Genomic DNA, 15,426 nt, shown 5'->3' with positions numbered 1-15,426 from the left:
CGAGAGCGTCTCCGAAAGCCCTCTAGTCCCCCGTGGCAATGAAGTACACCCAAACCTGACGGATCGGGGCAGTGCCTTGACTTTTTTCTGAGAGGGGCCTAGAACTCAACCTGACAGGATGAGCTTGGAGGCACCGGTGACTGGACAGCGGATCGGGTACGTACGCGTGAGCACGCTGGACCAGAACGAGAAGCGCCAGCTCGAAGGCCAGGTTCTGGACCGGGTCTTCACGGATAAGGCCTCGGGCAGGGACACCGCGAGGCCAGAGCTTACAGAGTTGCTGCGGTTCGCGCGAGATGGGGACACCGTGGTGGTGCACAGCATGGACCGGCTGGCCCGGAACCTCGATAACCTGCGTGCTCTTGTTCAGGGGCTGACACGCAAAGGCGTGCGGGTGGAGTTCGTCAAGGAGAGTCTGGTCTTCACCGGCGAGGACTCCCCCATGGCCAACCTCATGCTCTCCGTCATGGGCGCGTTCGCTGAATTCGAGCGTTCCCTCATCAGGGAACGCCAGCGGGAAGGGATTGCCCTGGCCAAGCAGCGCGGCGCCTATAAGGGGCGGAAAAAGACCCTCCCGCCGGAACGAGCCGCCGAACTGGTCCAGCGGGCGGGCAACGGTGTCCCGAAAGCCGTCCTTGCCCGCGACTACGGGATCAGCAGGGAAACGGTCTACCAGTACCTGCGCCAGGCCAAGGTGGAGTGAGGCACGCTCCCCTGCGTGCGCCGTCGATGTGCAGGAGCTGGGTTCAGGCGAGTTTGGTTACCTGGTAAGTGTGGCCGGCCGCGCGGAGTCGCTGTATGAGTACGTTGCCGAGTGCAGTGGCCGGTGTCAGCGACCCTTTCGCGGTCGGCAGCCGTTCACCGTCGAGGGCAAGAGCGAGTGCAGTCTCGCCTGCCATCACGGCGGTGGCGGCATAGCCGGGATCACCGGGGCCGGCAGCAATCGCCTGGTATCGGTGCCCGTTCTCTGTGCGGGCGGTTACCTGGGAGTGGAACCAGCCTTCGCGCTGCGTGCTGCTGCTCGGACCCGTACCTGGTGCCGGAAGAAAGCGCTCGAGCACCCGCCGGGTGGGTGGGAATGCCATCGCGCCCGTGAATGCGCGGAGCCCGAGTGCCGTTGCCTTGGCGATGACTGCTCCTGCCGGTCCGGGGGCCACCCCCAACACCTCGCCGTACTGAAGGGAGCGGCCGTAGGCCCAGCCCTGCAAAGCGTTGCTGCGGCGCACTATCCGAGTGTTGGCCGCGGCCATGATGAAAGGCGCGGTCCAGGTGCCGTCATCGGAACGGCACACGGGACCGGCGTCAAGAGGCTGTTGCGTCGTCGGCTCCTGTGCGCGGTCGGGGCTCAGAGCGTAGGCGTCCACGGCTAATGACCTCAGGGCGGTGCTCGATCGCATCGCATCGAGCTGCCCGCGCATCGATTCGAGCGTGCCTCCGCTAATGCCAGCCTTGGCCGTAGCAACGAGTTGGACCTCGACCAAACCGCCAGCGCCATCGGCTTCTGCCGCCTGATGAAGCAGCAGTACAGCGAGGTCGGACGGCACGGAGTCGTAGCCGCAGGAGTGCACGATCCTGGCCCCGCTCGTACTGGCCAGAACGTCGTAGCGATCGATCGCCTCCCGCATGAAGGAAACCTCCCCCGCGAGGTCGGCGTAATGGGTACCGGCCCGTGCGCAGGCCTCGACGACAGGTAGTCCGTGTTTCGCGTATGGACCGACCGTTGTGAAGAGCACGCGTGTGTCCGCGGCCAGGGCGGCGATCGAGTCCGCGTCCTCCGAGTCGGCTTCGATGAGGGCCCATCCGTGCGCCGCGACCGGCAACTGCGACCGAACCGCCCCGAGTCTGAACCTGGACCGGCCCGCGAGTCCGACTCGCATACCGGCCGGTGCACGCTCCGCGACGTAGCCGGCGATCAGCCTGCCAACGAAACCCGTAGCTCCGTAGAGAACGAGGTCATGTTCCCGAGATGAGTTGTCCATAACTGCAGCCTTTCACAGCGGCAACTCCAAGCTGACACACGGCTCCCTTGCCTTGGCCCTCGGAACAACCGGAACTGACCTGCGTTCGAACGAGCAGTTCGGTCCGCCCGCCCCGCAGCCGGGGACAATTCTCGTAGGTTATCCACCGCTACTGCTGCAGAGGGAGCTACCCCAACGGCTCCCATTTTCAGCCGTGGATAATCTGAATTGACCCCAGCCATGGACGGACCAGAGTCGCCACCAATTCCGGCCGCGGGGTAAGCAAACTCGTTTTGCCCCGGCCGAGGCAGGTTGACGGAATCTCCATTATCGGCGTTCAAAGTGGGCGGGGAAGAGTCCCCAGAAGGGGCTTTTTCCTGCCATCCTTCTTTGCGTTCACAAGCTCCGACCGGTCATGAACCCACTGTTAGTTCACAGGGCCTTCACTAGTGCTTTTCGGATGTTCGGTCTAAGCCCTCGTGAGCCGTTCGCCATCGGCCCAGACGCCCTGCACGTTCCAGTGGTGATCCAGCAGGACAAAGTCCGGCCGGTACCCGGCTGACAGGAGACCAAACTCGTTCTCCAACCCCAGTGCGCGGGCTGGCGTCTGCGTTAGTGCAGCGACAGCGGCCGCTGGCTGCAGACCGACTGTATCTATGGCGTACGCGAGGGCACGGTCCTGCGTTAGTGTCGATCCTGCGATAGTGTCCGTGCCTGTCAGGACCGCGCGGTTGCCTTTAACTTCGACTGGTTGGGATCCCAAGCGATAGGTGCCGTTTGCGCTTCCCGCGGCGGCCATGGCGTCTGTGACCAGGGCAATTCGTCCCGGGGCCTGCTGGAAGGCCATGGAGATCACGCGTGGGTCGATGTGGATTCCGTCCGCTATCAGTTCGATGACGATCCGCGGGTCATCGAAGGCGGCCAGCACGGGGCCGGGGTGCCTGTGGTGGATGCCGCGCATGGCGTTGAAGCCGTGGGTGAGGAGCCGGGCACCTTGGTCGAATGCCTTGCGTGCCCCGTCGTAGTCAACGTCGGTGTGTCCGATGGCAACAATGATTCCTGCTTCGACGAAGCGGTCTATCGCGTCGGCCGCGCCGGGCAGCTCTGGCGCCAGTGTTATCTGCCTGATGACGCCGTTGCTGGTTTCTAGGAGAGACTGAACGGTCTGCGCTGCGGGTTCCATGAGTAACTGCGGGTCGTGGGCGCCCTTGTGTAGGGGCGACAAGAACGGGCCTTCGAGGTGTGCCCCGAGGATCAGGCTGTCGTGGGCCATTAGGGTGGAGATGGTCTCGAGCTGCTGTCGTACAGCGGCCGGGGGCGTTGTGACCAGGCTTATAAGGGACCGGGTGGTCCCGTGGGTTCGGTGGGCGGCGAGGGCCTTTTGGATTGACTGGCCGTCATCATGGAACGAGTGTCCTCCGCCGCCGTGCACGTGGAGGTCAATAAAGCCCGGAACCAACCAGGCCCCGGAAGCGTCGAGGATTACGTCATCCTTTTCGGCGGTCCAGCCGCCTCCGACTCCGGTCGCTGCGATCATCTTGCCTGAGGAGTGAACCCAGGCATTGTCGACCCGGCCGTTGGCGTCCAGTGCGGTGGCGTTATGGATCAGGACGCCCATGGTCAGAGCCCCTGCCGGTGAGGTTTGTTCTCCTCCCAGGTGTAGCGGTAGTAGGCGCTGTTTTGCAGTTCGGCAGCGGCTGCTTCATCGAGAACTACGGTGGTGCGTGGATGCAGTTGATTTGCCAAAGCGGGGCATTGTGCGCGGACGGGTCCTTCAAGGGTGATCTTCTCCATAATGAGAAATCCTATGGCTATGCCCGCAAGGCCTAATAGGGGTTAGCGGCCCTCTAATAGCCCCTGCCTATGCGTCTAGGCACAGATTCGTCTTTGATTTCACCGGTTACCGAAACCGCACTGTTGATCTATGACAATCTACAACGAACTGGACCTGCATCAGCGTCTGCCGAAGCGCTGCGGGATACTCTGCACTCCTACCTTTGTTCCGCGGAATGAGCAATGAAACTGATTTAGGGATGCCGATTGGTGCCCGGCAGGGAGCCGATATGCAAGACGAGATCGCTAAGCTCGCAGTGAGCGTTATGTCGGTGTCGGACGCCAACGGCCAATGCGCCAGCCTCCTCGGCTACCCGAAGGTATCTGTCGGTGTCGTCAAAGGTCACGACGCCTGGTCGTGCCCGCGATTCGAGCAACGCGCGCTTGTCCTCAGCACGGTGACGTGGGACGACGTTCAAAACGTCGTCAAAGCCCCACTGCCGAACAGAAGCCCGTATCAGCGTTAGATCGCCGTTCGAGACAATCTCTTGTTTTGTACCGCTCGCGGCGAAGGCAGGGACGAGAATTGCTCCGATCCCGCTGAGGGGCAGTCCCGCTCCTACAACTGAATTGAATGCGTGCTCGCGTTCCGTTTCAAGGGCCGGGAGGTCTGATTCCTTAGCGGGCAGACCCCGGTTGATCAGGATCCGCCAGTTTTCGTTTGCGGTGTTGCCGATGAGAGGCGTGTACCAGTCGCCCTCAGGGGTGAAGTCCCGGGACATCGTGACTTGTCTGTAGCTTTCCTGATGAAGTGCCTCCGTTTCGGATAGGACGCCGTCGAAATCCCAGACGACAGCGTCGAAGGAATTTATGCGTTCAAGTATTTGTAGAAGTGCGCTCTGATCAGCCATGGCCTGCTAAAGAGGACGGCCCCTGGGTCAGAGTTTGACTCGCGGCGTTGGGGAGTAAGAGATCCCGTTCCCTGGTCGTACCGAAAGGCACTCCGTGAGTCAGCTTGACGCTGTAGGAGTTGTAATTGTGGCGAGTTACAAGGATTCCTTTCCCTGGGAAGGAGAGTGCCTTCCCGATTGCTTTGGGGACGGCAGCCTGGAGCGCATCGTCCAGATCCTCCCTGTTGTGCTCATGGACATCGATTGAAGACATGGGTTTCCTGTGGGTTTGCTGGAGACGCCTGGCAAGTAGTCGTGGGCGAGGCAGAAAAAGCCGTGAGGAGGCGGTTTACGTGGGCGGGCCCTTAGTTTGTTTGCCGCGGCCCTACAGCAATTGGCTTGCAGCCCTTTATGAAGGGGCAATCGGCAGACAGCAGGATGCCGGTGTGGCGCACTTCGTGGTCCCACCACCAAAGGCTCATTCCGGTTGAGCCGTCGAGGCGGAAAAATTCCCATTCATAGCCTGCCGTGGGAGGAGCTCAGCATGGTCGAGCAGTTGCTTCAAAGTGGCCCGATCAGGTGCGGTGACTTTGCCACCAGCCGTGTTGGTTGTGGGCGTCATGCCTTCTCCAGATTTCGGGATAGCGATTTGCAGGAGAGGAACGGTTCTGCAGATCGACCAGTGATGAGCATCTGCCGGAGACTGTTGAGCCGGGAAATATCTGCGGTTGCGGCATGTAGGGCAGGACGGGAGGCGGGCTGGTCGTTGGGGATACAGCCCGCCTCCCGTAAGGGGTCCTGCGGCTACTTGGTCAGCGGGGCCAGGACGGGGTCGTTGGCGTAGGCTTCGACGGCGTTCTTCTTGGTGACGATCAGGGGCGTCAGCAGATCGGCGGGAACCTTCTTTGCTCCATTGTCGATCTCGGTGTTGGTCTTGGGCTTCTGGCCGCCGGCAAGAGCCTCGACAGCTTCGATGTTGGCCTTCACCAGGAGGCGGGTGTCCTTGTTGATGGTGGAGTACTGCTGTCCGGCGACGATGGACTTTACGGATTCCACTTCGGAGTCCTGGCCGGTCACGACGGGAACGGTCTTGCCAGCGCCCTTGACCGAGGTGATGATCGCCCGGGCGATCGTGTCGTTCGGTGACAAGACACCGTCGAGGTCGGTGGAGCCGTAGGTGCCGGCGAGCAGGGTGTCCATGCGGATCTGGGCGTTCTGCGGCAGCCAGCCCGGCGTGGCGGTCTGCTTGATTTCGGACTGGCCGGAGACGACCTTGAGGGTGCCGTCGTCAATCTTGGGCTTGAGGACCTTCATGGCGCCGTTGAAGAAGGCGGCGGCGCTGGAATCGTCAGGCGAGCCGGAGAAGAGCTCGACGTTGTAGGTCTTCTTGTCCGGGAACCGCTCCTCGAGGCCCTCCAACAGGGACTGTCCCTGAAGTTCCCCGACCCGGAACGAGTCGAAGCCGATGTGGTAGTCCACGTCAGGGCTGTTGACAATCAAACGGTCGTAGGAGATGACGACGGAGCCTGCGTCGTGGGCGGCCTTCACCTGGGACGTGAGCTGGCCAGCGTCAACTGCACCGATGATGATGACCTTGGCGCCCTTGGTGACCATCGAGGAAATCTGGGACTGCTGATCGGCGACCGAGCTGGAAGCACCGGCGTACTGCACATCGCCCTTGAAGCCCGCGTCCCTGAGGCTGTTGGTGAACAGGTCACCGGCAAGGACCCAGTTTTCGGATGTCTTGGTCGGAAGGACCACGCCGATCGTGGACCCCTTGTCGAAGCCGGCTGCGGCGGACTGTGTGGCCTCTCCGCGGCCGGAACACCCGGAGAGCACGAGCATGGTGGCTGCTGCGACGGTCATTGTCGCTGTGGTGATTTTTCGCACTGGCGTATCTTTCTGTGAAACCCACATTTGCATGGGTGGAGCATTATGTGAAGGTGTTGCGGTTGGTGCGGGACTTAGGGCACCAGGGCCGGGGTGTCCTCGGTGGAATCGTCGGCGCGGGCGGCCACCAGGCTGTCTGGTTTGGAAGTGGGGGTACCCGGGGTCTTGCCATGGTTGAGCAACCTGCCGATCAGCGAGGGGCCGCCGCGGCGTTTGGAGTACACGTCGATGCCGACCGCGATGAGGAGCACGAGCCCCTTGATGATCTGGACCTTGTCGCTGGTCACGCCGAGCAGCTGAAGGCCGTTGTTGAGCACCGCAATGACGAGGCCGCCGACGATGGAGCCGGCGACGGTACCGATGCCTCCGGCTACCGCGGCTCCGCCGATGAAGACCGCGGCGATCGCGTCCAGCTCCCAGCCGAGGCCGTCCTGGGGGCCGGAGGAGATGGAACGGGCGATGGCGATCATGCCGGCCAGCGCTGCCAGGACTGACATGTTCATCATCAGCAGGAAATTGACCCGGTGGATCTTCACTCCGGAGAGCTCGGCAGCGTGTGCGTTCCCGCCCACGGCGTAGACGTGGCGGCCGAAGACGGTGGTGCGTGTCACGAACGAGTAGATGATGATGAGGACGCCCAGGATAATGCCCGAGACCGGGAACGAGGTGCCGACCCGGCCGCCGGCGAACAGGAACGTCGCGTACAGCACGACCCCGACGAGCACGACGAGCTTGAACGCGCTGACCCACAGAGGCGCCTTGTCGGAGCCGAACTTGGTTTGGGTTCGCCGCATCCGGAGTTCGAGGACAACGAGGACCGCCGCGATGACCAGGCCCAGGAGCAGCGTGGAGTTGTTGAAGCCCGTATCGGGTCCCCACTCGGGGAGGAATCCGCCGCCGATGAAGGTGAAGTCGGCCGGGACCGGGATGGTGTTGGCGTTTCCGACGAGCTGGTTGAGTCCCCGGAAGATCAGCATTCCGGCAAGAGTGACGATGAACGCCGGGACGCCGACGTAGGCAACCCACCAGCCCTGCCAAGCTCCGACGGCAGCGCCAATGCCTAGTCCCAGCAGGATAGCGGCCGGCCAGGGCAGGTGCCACTCGGTCATCGCCTTCGCGACGATGATCCCGACCATCGCCGCGGTCGAGCCGACCGAGAGGTCAATGTGGCCGGCGATAATGATCATCACCATGCCGATTGCCAGGATCAGCACGTAGGCGTTTTGGTTGATCAGGTTGATCAGGTTTACCGGATCGAGGGTCTTGCCGCCTGTGAGGATCTGGAAGATGACGGTGATGACAACGAGCGCCCCGAGAATGCCGAACTGGCGTCCCGTTGACTGGCCGGAGCCGAACATTTTGCCGAGGTCGCGGATCCCTCCTGCCGATTTTTTCTCGCGAATCTGGGTCGTCATGATCGGGTCACGTCCTTCGTGGCTGGCTTCTTGCTGGCGGATGTCATGCTCTTCAGGAGCGTCTCGGGGGTTGCTTCGCTGATGGCGAGTTCGTTGGTGATCTGACCTTCGAAGATGGTGTAGATGCGGTCGGAGATTCCGAGGAGTTCGGGGAGCTCGGAGGAGATGAGGATGATGCCTTTCCCCTGGGCCGCGAGTTCCTGGATGATGGCGTAAATCTCAAACTTGGCGCCGACATCGATGCCGCGGGTGGGCTCGTCCAGGATCAGGATGTCCGGGTCGGTGAACATCCACTTGGCCAGAACCACCTTTTGCTGGTTGCCGCCCGAGAGGGTTCCGACGTTTCGGTGGACATCCGGGGACTTGATGCGGAGATTCTTGCGGTACGTTTCGGCGACCGCCTGCTGTTTGTGGTTGCTCACGACACCCCGGCTGGCGATCTTGCTCAGCTTGGCGGATACTACCGATTCCTTGATGTCGTTGAGCAGGTTCAGTCCAAGCACCTTGCGGTCCTCGGAGACGTAGGCCAGGCCGTTGTCGATCGCCTCGGAGACGTTGCGCACCTGGATCTGACGGCCGTCTTTGTGGATCTCCCCCGAGACAAAGTTGCCGTACGATCGGCCGAAGATGCTCATCACGAGCTCCGTCCGGCCCGCCCCCATGAGACCGGCGAAGCCGACGATCTCGCCGCGGCGGACGGAGAAGCTGGAGTTTTTCACGACAAGCCGCTCAGAGACCTGCGGGTGCTGGACGACCCAGTTGCGCACTTCGAAGAACGTGTCACCGATGTTCGGGGTACGTTCGGGGAAACGGCTTTCGAGGGTGCGGCCGACCATCCCGCGGATAATGCGGTCTTCGTCGACTCCGTCCGCCTTGACGTCGAGGGTTTCGATGCTGTGTCCGTCGCGGATAATAGTGATCTGGTCGGAGACCTTCTCGATCTCGTTGAGCTTGTGGCTGATGATGATGGAGCTGACGCCCTTGTGTTTGAGCCCGACGATGAGGTCGAGCAGGTGCGCGGACTCCGCTTCATTGAGTGCCGCCGTAGGCTCGTCGAGGATCAGGAGTTTGACGTTCTTGTTGAGAGCCTTGGCGATCTCGACCAACTGCTGCTTGCCGACGCCGATGCTCTTGATCTGAGTGTCCGGGTCATCGGCGAGCCCAACCCTGGCGAGCAGCTCGACGCCGCGCCGCCGGGCTTCGCTCCAGCTGATGAACCCGTTGCGGCCGGGTTCGTTGCCGAGGAAGATGTTCTCGGTGATCGACAGTTCGGGGATGAGGGCGAGTTCCTGATGGATGATGACGATCCCGTGCTGCTCACTGGACTTGATGTCCTTGAACCGCATGATTTCGTCCTGATAGACGATGTCTCCTGTGTAACTCCCGTGCGGGTATACGCCGGAGAGAACTTTCATAAGGGTGGACTTCCCGGCACCGTTTTCGCCGCAGATCGCGTGGATCTCGTTGGCTCGAACCGTGAGGGAAACATCCTCAAGCGCCTTCACCCCGGGAAATTCCTTGGTGATCGCGCGCATCTCGAGGATGACTGGTTGTGGTGCCATTGGCATTCCTTTTCCCTTTCGGGGTAGGGGCAAAGCAGGTGTCGAAGCCCTTGAACAGTGCGAGGTCGCCTCGGAAGGGGTGCCGACCGCCCATGGGACGGAGAGGTGCGGTGCTGTGGCCGCCAGCGGGGCTGACGGCCACCTGTGGCGGCACCCGATCCGGTGGTTTCTCAGGTAAGTGTCGCGACAAAAGTGGGGCTGAGCAGTCCCGGGGGGAGCGCTGCGGGCCGGTCGCAGAACGGGAGTACTTCCTCGGCGAGGTGGATGCCGAGCGCCTGCTCCATCCAGGCGCGGCGCTGCTGCACACGTTCCCAGGCTGCCGGGTAGAGTTCGGCGAACTCTGCACGCAGCGCTTCGTCTGCAATGGCGAGAGCGTCTTCGACGTTCGCGAACATGCCGGGGTCGGACCCGACCGGGATGATGTCGGCCTGCAGTGACATGCCCGAGTGGATCCGGTGATCGTTGCCGATAGCGAACGGGCTGTCGAGCCACTCATCGACGTGCTGCAGGTGACCGGGGTTCAGCAGCGGTTCGATGTTTGCCGTCGCCAGGACTTTGGTGACCTTCTCTGCGATGTCACCCGTGGAGGCCCCGATCGCCAGGGATTCGTACCAGGTCGCAACAGCCAACCAGTAGCCGCGGACAAACTCTCGCTGTTCTTCGCTGAGTTCCTCATCACCGATTTCTGCCACGATGCCGGCACGGGAGGCTAGCCCGCCCTGCAGGCCGACTGCCGTGGAGAGCCTGTCGCCGCGGCCGATTACCCGGCCGGAAGGGCTGTAGAGCCCGTTGACCCGGTCGGCGCCGGTGGCCAGCATGACGTGAGCCGCCAGTGGAAGCCCGGTAAGCCCCATAAGAACGGAGAGCTCCAATTCACTGATGCCGGGCCGGAGGGCTTCAATCGCCCGCCACACATGCCCGGACGCGCGGGTGGACCGATGCTCATTCAGCGCCAGCTGGTGAACGTCGTTTGTGGCACGCAGCCCGTCGCTGCTGCCCAGCAGGTCACTGGCGTCCACAACGCCGGAAGCGGCAACATGGCGCAGCTCCTGCAGGACAAAGTGGGGTACGGCGAACGCCGGCTCAGACCCCTGGACGTCGTCCTGGGGAATGGAGCGCCACCCGACCAGGCCAACGGGACGCGACGCATCAACCCCGGCTTCTGCGAGAGCGTCGGACAGTCTGCGCTGGGTTTGACGCTTCTGACCGGGCAGGCTCAACGACTGGCATAGCACGCCCTTCAGGTCCAGTCCGCGGTCGGTAACCATGGACAGGGATTCGTTGCCGGCGATGACAGCGACCGGGCCACCGAGTCCAACGACGACGACGGCTTCTTCAAACCGCGGGTCGAACCCGGTCAGGTAGAGCGAACCGGCGGGGTGTTCCCGGTCGGCGTAGACAACGACGGTGCCAAGGCCGGTTTGCTCCATGCGTTCCCGGAGCCGTGCCCACCGTTGCTCGTAAACGTTGCGGGGCAAGACCGGCTCGTCTTCGAGGACGGCGAGTTCGGGCAGTTGGACTTCCTTGAAGGAGACGTCGCGGGTCACTGGTTGACACCGCCGTTCGGGATCAGGCTGATGGCACGGAGCGGAGAGCCGGTGCCGCCAGTCAGTCGCAGGGGAAGTGCCATGAAGTAGCTGACAGTGGGGACCTCGACCAGGTTGCAGAGGTTCTCCATGATGAGCACTCCATGGGGCAGCAGTTCGTAGTGCGCACGCAGGCCGTCGCCAGACTTGTCACCCGGGTCGATGCTGATGCAGTCGATGCCAACCGCCTTGACGCCTTTTTCGCGGAGGTATTTGGCTGCTTCACCAGTGATTCCCGGCCAGCCGCGCAGGTAGTCGAAGCCTTCGGGAACAAGCGACCAGCGGTGCTCCCACTTCGTATCGAACAGGACGATGTCGTCGGCTTCGATCGCGACGTTCTGCGCTTCCCACTCGATGATCTCGTCCAGGCCGATGTTGTAGCTGGTGGGTTCGTATGGGCCGAAGCTTAACTTCACGGCACGACCCATCAGGCCGGTCACCGGAATCTCGTGAGTGTAGACGCGCCGGTCATCGTCGTGGGCCGGCACAAAGTGAGCCGGTACGTCGACGTGGGTGCCGGAGTGATCGCTCATGATGAGCTGGTTGAATTCGGCCGGGTCGCTCATCGCCGGGAAGGGCAGCAGGAAGAACTTGGGGTGAGTCGGGAAAGTGGGGATTCCCTGGATCAGTTCGCGGCTGAGGTCGACGACGCGGTAGGAGTTGAGGGTGTCACGCAGCGCTTCGGCCGCTGACTGATGCAGGTCCAGTTCGTTGTGGATGGTCATGCCATCAAGCGTGCGCTCGGGTATGGCGCCGAATCAAAGACCAATCCCCACTTAGGGGCATAGGGCGAACCTATTAGGGTTGAAGGGCATAGGCATAGGATTTCTCTATGGAGAAAATAACTCTCCGCCAGATCGATGCAGCCCTCGCCGTCGAAATGGCCGGATCTATTTGCCTCGCTGCCAAACAAATGCACGTGGCCCAGCCATCGCTGTCACAGCAGATCGTTGCTCTTGAAGATGAAGTCGGCGTCCGGCTGTTCGACCGGCTTCCCAGTGGAACTTTCCCCACGGCAGCAGGTCAGGCGTTCTTGGACAAGGTCAGGCACCTCTCAGGGGAAATTGCCACCGCCAGACTGGCTTCGCTCACTGCCGCAGCCGCCGAGATCCCCGAAATCGCCGTCGGTATCCAGCACAGTGAGCATGTCGCCCGGGTTGCAGCAGCACTGGGATCCCTGCGGGGACAGCACCCGCAATTGCGCGCCCGCGTACAGGAGTATGAAAACGGCCAGCTGCTGCGTGAAGCAATCCAACGGGGAACCATCGATGTCGGGTTCGGTGTCGACTTCAAAGAATGGCCCGGCGACTTGATGCTCGCCTTCGACGTGGACTACATGCTCCTGGTGCCCGTTCACCACAGGCTCGCAGGCCGGGACCAAGTCTCCGCCGAGGACCTCCTCGGCGAGGGCTGGGTCGGCTCGCCCGCCCTCCAACGCCTCGCCTCGATAAGCGATGGATGGCGCTTCGCTGACGACGTCACGCTTGCCGCCTCATCGGCCCAGGCTGCCGAGGCGATGGTCGCGGCGGGGCTGGGGATCACTTTCACCACCGCGGACCGGGCCGTGGACGAGCGCTCCCTGCAAAAGATCGTGCTCAACCCGCCGCCCACCGAGCGCGTTATGGCGGCGGCGAGAACCGACATTGGGCCCCTGGAACGGGCACTGGTAAACGCCGTTGCCGCCCAGACCCAGCCCGCCGCTGTCGCTGCCGCTTAACGGCCCATGCACGCGTTGCCGTGCATGAGGGCCGCCGCCCGCCACACAGGGCTCCTCCGTGCCGCCAGCCCAGACGTGGTCTCAAGCCCGTCGGTCTTGCCCCCGCGTAGCAGCAGGACCAGCACTACGTTCCCCTGTTCCTCATGCCTGCCGCCGTTCATAGATTAAAACCCCCTTACGACAGGAATCCACGAATGACCTCAATACTTATCGGCGTCGACATCGGGTGCACGGATATCAAAGTGGGCGTCCTCGACCTGCACCATGGCGCACTCTTAGGTGAGCCGCGCGTGTTCTATCAACCTGCCGTTGACGCTTCCCAGGCGCGCTCGTAGCGGCCCTTCGTCCGTAGCGAACCACCAAGCAAGGAGCAGCGTCAATGGCCGCATCAAAAAGCAGCATCGGAAGACACCTTCGTGTCGTATGGCCCCAATGGCAGGGCGGAGGCGTGGATGCCATCAGGATCTACGCGTCCGAGTTTCCACTGGAAGTTGCCCGCAGAGGATATGCACTGGGGGCATCCGTGCTCCAGGCTGTGCTTCCCCCACACGACGGTCCCACAGTCGTTGTGCCAGTAACAATGTCTGGTGAGGGCACGCAAACACAGGATGGCATCGAAGCAAAACCAATACTCGTTGACCAGCTTGCATGCGCGCTTAAGCTGATCAACGAGCAGCAACCCGACCAGATCACCACGCTTGGCGGGGAATGCTCTGTCAGCGTCGCGCCCTTCTCCTACCTTGCAAATCGGTACGGGGATGACGTTGCAGTGGTGTGGATTGATGCGCATCCGGATGTAGGCACTTCTGATAGCGAGTACGACGGATACCATGCCATGGCTGTCTCAACACTCGTTGGCAAAGGTGATCCCGAAATTACAGGACTACTGCCGGGGATCATCGACGCTGAACGTGTCGCCCTCGTGGGTTTGCACTCATGGACAGAAGACGATTACCCCCACATTGCCGAGTGGGGCCTGCATTCGTTCAGCCCCAAGGAGCTCTCTGAGAACAGCACGGCGCTGCTTGAATGGCTCCAGTCCACAAACTGCACCAAGGTGGCAATCCACTTCGACGTCGACTCAATCGATGGAAACGAGCACATGCTGGGACTGGGGTCCGAGCCGCACGGCCTTAAAGCAACAGACCTGCGCCGGATCATCCAAGACGTCGCAGATTCGGTAGAGGTCGTCGGTTTCACCGTAGCCGAATTCATTCCACGACAAGCGATGCATATGCGTGCCATTCTTTCCGAAATGCCCTTGATCTAGCGCCTTCTTTAAAAAAATCTCGAACAACTTATGAGCGTCGCGGGACAGGTCACGTCGTTGGCCCTACTTCCCCTTAGTTTGTCCGGCAGCATGGCCCCTGGTGGACCCCTTTAGCTCGGCAGCGCTTGGGGTTTTGATCATTTCACCGGTCCCTGCTTCCTTCTGCCGCAGGGCAAAACGCCGCGCTTGTCCCTAAAGAGAGTTCGACCGCAAGGATGGAGACCTGCAACATGACAACCCCGCTCATCGGCATCGACATCGGAGGCACTGGAATTAAGGGCGGCGTCGTTGACCTTGCAAGTGGTGCGCTCCTGGGCAAACCTCTTTGCGTCGCTACCCCGCGGCCTGCTACAACAGGGCCTGTTGCCGAAGCGGTTGCCCTGATAGCCGATAAGCTCTCCGCCTCCTCCGAGCTGGCAGCCAACTCCCCTATCGGTGTCACCTTTCCTGGCATCATCAAGCAAGGCATAGTCCTGTCTGCGGCAAACATGGACAAGAGTTGGTTGAACCAGAACATTAGTGCGCTCTTGACGAACCGGCTGGGACGAGCAGTGGAGGTCGTTAACGACGCCGATGCAGCCGGCCTTGCCGAAACCCATTACGGGGCCGGTGCCGGGGTTTCTGGCAGTGTCCTGATGATCACCCTAGGCACCGGTATCGGATCCGCATTCGTCGTGGACGGGCAGCTTGTTCCGAACTCCGAGCTGGGCCATTTGGAAATCGACGGTTTCAAGGCAGAAGCGCGAGCGTCCGCAGTCGCCCGCGAACGACACGGCCTTTCCTGGGACAAATATAGCTCCCTGCTGCAGCGCTACTTTTTGCATCTGGAACACCTCCTGTCACCAGAACTCTTCATTGTCGGAGGTGGTATCTCCCAACGCGCGCGTGACTACCTGCCTAAACTGCAGCTCCGAACACCCATCGTCCCGGCCCTTCTCCTGAATGACGCGGGAATTGTCGGCGCAGCGTTCAACGTAAACCAGCAGAAGGGGCGAACAGGTGTTTCCGATCACCATCTGTAATGGTTCCGCCGCAGGGCGACTCGGCCGCACTCGAATAGTCCCCACAACCCCCAGTGATGCCTGCTGGCGCCCCTCATCCCTTTTTTCGAAAACCATATAGATCCGTGAGGCTGCCGGCGATCCCTATTGAGGTACACCCCAACCTGACATATCGGACTGCTCGCACGCACCGCAGCCCACAACCGGGGACAATCGCCATAGGTTATCCACCGCGACTGCTGCTGGGGAGCTACCCCAACGGCTCCCAATTTCCAGCCGTGGAAAACCTGGATTGACCCCAGCCATGGACCGATCTAACTCGGCGTCGTCGTCAGGAAGCAGGGGCAGTCACTACACACGAGCG

The 15,426-nt window shown here is 61.8% G+C and carries 15 protein-coding genes; 5 read left to right on the top strand and 10 right to left on the bottom strand.

Annotated features, from left to right (window positions below; genetic code table 11):
• Window positions 1-136: 136 nt before the first annotated feature.
• Complete coding sequence (locus Q8Z05_RS16605; protein ID WP_305943600.1) at window positions 137-703, top strand: recombinase family protein; 567 nt, start codon at window positions 137-139, stop codon at window positions 701-703.
• 43 nt (window positions 704-746) lie between these two features.
• Here Q8Z05_RS16605 and Q8Z05_RS16600 read toward each other — a convergent pair whose 3' ends face one another.
• The 10 genes from Q8Z05_RS16600 to Q8Z05_RS16555 form a co-directional block, all read right to left on the bottom strand.
• Complete coding sequence (locus Q8Z05_RS16600; protein ID WP_305940679.1) at window positions 747-1,979, bottom strand: saccharopine dehydrogenase family protein; 1,233 nt, start codon at window positions 1,977-1,979, stop codon at window positions 747-749.
• 448 nt (window positions 1,980-2,427) lie between these two features.
• A complete protein-coding gene (nagA, locus tag Q8Z05_RS16595) occupies window positions 2,428-3,576 on the bottom strand; it encodes an N-acetylglucosamine-6-phosphate deacetylase (protein WP_305940678.1) in 1,149 nt (382 codons plus the stop codon).
• Between the two features lie 2 nt (window positions 3,577-3,578).
• On the bottom strand, window positions 3,579-3,752 hold the full coding sequence (locus Q8Z05_RS16590) for a hypothetical protein (protein WP_305940677.1): 174 nt from the start codon (window positions 3,750-3,752) through the stop codon (window positions 3,579-3,581).
• A 233-nt stretch (window positions 3,753-3,985) separates the two neighbouring features.
• A complete protein-coding gene (locus tag Q8Z05_RS16585; protein ID WP_305940676.1) occupies window positions 3,986-4,642 on the bottom strand; it encodes a hypothetical protein in 657 nt (218 codons plus the stop codon).
• 344 nt (window positions 4,643-4,986) lie between these two features.
• The gene (locus Q8Z05_RS16580) at window positions 4,987-5,103 is read right to left on the bottom strand and encodes a hypothetical protein (RefSeq protein WP_305940675.1); all 117 of its coding nucleotides are present in this window, start codon (window positions 5,101-5,103) and stop codon (window positions 4,987-4,989) included.
• 322 nt (window positions 5,104-5,425) lie between these two features.
• Window positions 5,426-6,511, bottom strand: a complete 1,086-nt coding sequence (locus Q8Z05_RS16575; protein ID WP_371745871.1) for a substrate-binding domain-containing protein — start codon at window positions 6,509-6,511, stop codon at window positions 5,426-5,428.
• Window positions 6,512-6,585: 74 nt separating this feature from the next.
• A complete protein-coding gene (gene mmsB, locus Q8Z05_RS16570) occupies window positions 6,586-7,926 on the bottom strand; it encodes a multiple monosaccharide ABC transporter permease (RefSeq protein WP_305940673.1) in 1,341 nt (446 codons plus the stop codon).
• Window positions 7,923-9,488: a multiple monosaccharide ABC transporter ATP-binding protein gene (mmsA, locus tag Q8Z05_RS16565; protein WP_305940672.1), complete on the bottom strand. Its 1,566-nt coding sequence runs from the start codon at window positions 9,486-9,488 to the stop codon at window positions 7,923-7,925. The genes mmsB and mmsA overlap by 4 nt, the downstream gene beginning before the upstream one ends.
• Window positions 9,489-9,658: 170 nt before the next feature.
• On the bottom strand, window positions 9,659-11,035 hold the full coding sequence (locus Q8Z05_RS16560; RefSeq protein ID WP_305940671.1) for a hypothetical protein: 1,377 nt from the start codon (window positions 11,033-11,035) through the stop codon (window positions 9,659-9,661).
• On the bottom strand, window positions 11,032-11,799 hold the full coding sequence (locus tag Q8Z05_RS16555; RefSeq protein ID WP_305940670.1) for a cyclase family protein: 768 nt from the start codon (window positions 11,797-11,799) through the stop codon (window positions 11,032-11,034). Before Q8Z05_RS16555 ends, Q8Z05_RS16560 begins: the two co-directional genes overlap by 4 nt.
• Before the next feature lie 107 nt (window positions 11,800-11,906).
• Between Q8Z05_RS16555 and Q8Z05_RS16550 the strand changes: the two genes are divergently transcribed.
• From Q8Z05_RS16550 to ppgK, 4 genes are all read left to right on the top strand, one after another.
• Window positions 11,907-12,791, top strand: coding sequence for a LysR family transcriptional regulator (locus tag Q8Z05_RS16550; RefSeq protein ID WP_305940669.1), 885 nt, complete (start codon window positions 11,907-11,909; stop codon window positions 12,789-12,791).
• Between the two features lie 194 nt (window positions 12,792-12,985).
• Entirely contained in the window at window positions 12,986-13,126 is a 141-nt protein-coding gene (locus Q8Z05_RS16545) for a hypothetical protein (RefSeq protein ID WP_305940668.1), read from the top strand.
• Between the two features lie 44 nt (window positions 13,127-13,170).
• Window positions 13,171-14,061: an arginase family protein gene (locus Q8Z05_RS16540; RefSeq protein WP_305940667.1), complete on the top strand. Its 891-nt coding sequence runs from the start codon at window positions 13,171-13,173 to the stop codon at window positions 14,059-14,061.
• 230 nt (window positions 14,062-14,291) lie between these two features.
• Complete coding sequence (gene ppgK / locus Q8Z05_RS16535; protein ID WP_305940666.1) at window positions 14,292-15,083, top strand: polyphosphate--glucose phosphotransferase; 792 nt, start codon at window positions 14,292-14,294, stop codon at window positions 15,081-15,083.
• Window positions 15,084-15,426: the final 343 nt, after the last annotated feature.

It is taken from the genome of Arthrobacter oryzae (genome assembly GCF_030718995.1).
In the GTDB taxonomy this organism is placed as follows: Bacteria; Actinomycetota; Actinomycetes; order Actinomycetales; family Micrococcaceae; genus Arthrobacter; species Arthrobacter oryzae_C.
The sequence above is the reverse complement of the archived record's forward strand: the minus strand, read 5'-3'. Positions and strand labels throughout refer to the sequence as shown.

Bases quoted from the DNA above. Each gene is read 5' to 3' on its own strand.
- Q8Z05_RS16545 (WP_305940668.1), top strand. From the start codon at position 12,986: ATGACCTCAATACTTATCGGCGTCGACATCGGGTGCACGGATATCAAA.
- Q8Z05_RS16580 (WP_305940675.1), bottom strand. From the start codon at position 5,103: ATGAGCCTTTGGTGGTGGGACCACGAAGTGCGCCACACCGGCATCCTG.
- Q8Z05_RS16550 (WP_305940669.1), top strand. From the start codon at position 11,907: ATGGAGAAAATAACTCTCCGCCAGATCGATGCAGCCCTCGCCGTCGAA.
- Q8Z05_RS16600 (WP_305940679.1), bottom strand. From the start codon at position 1,979: ATGGACAACTCATCTCGGGAACATGACCTCGTTCTCTACGGAGCTACG.
- Q8Z05_RS16585 (WP_305940676.1), bottom strand. From the start codon at position 4,642: ATGGCTGATCAGAGCGCACTTCTACAAATACTTGAACGCATAAATTCC.
- mmsA (WP_305940672.1), bottom strand. From the start codon at position 9,488: ATGGCACCACAACCAGTCATCCTCGAGATGCGCGCGATCACCAAGGAA.
- ppgK (WP_305940666.1), top strand. From the start codon at position 14,292: ATGACAACCCCGCTCATCGGCATCGACATCGGAGGCACTGGAATTAAG.
- Q8Z05_RS16555 (WP_305940670.1), bottom strand. From the start codon at position 11,799: ATGACCATCCACAACGAACTGGACCTGCATCAGTCAGCGGCCGAAGCG.
- nagA (WP_305940678.1), bottom strand. From the start codon at position 3,576: ATGGGCGTCCTGATCCATAACGCCACCGCACTGGACGCCAACGGCCGG.
- mmsB (WP_305940673.1), bottom strand. From the start codon at position 7,926: ATGACGACCCAGATTCGCGAGAAAAAATCGGCAGGAGGGATCCGCGAC.
- Q8Z05_RS16540 (WP_305940667.1), top strand. From the start codon at position 13,171: ATGGCCGCATCAAAAAGCAGCATCGGAAGACACCTTCGTGTCGTATGG.
- Q8Z05_RS16590 (WP_305940677.1), bottom strand. From the start codon at position 3,752: ATGGAGAAGATCACCCTTGAAGGACCCGTCCGCGCACAATGCCCCGCT.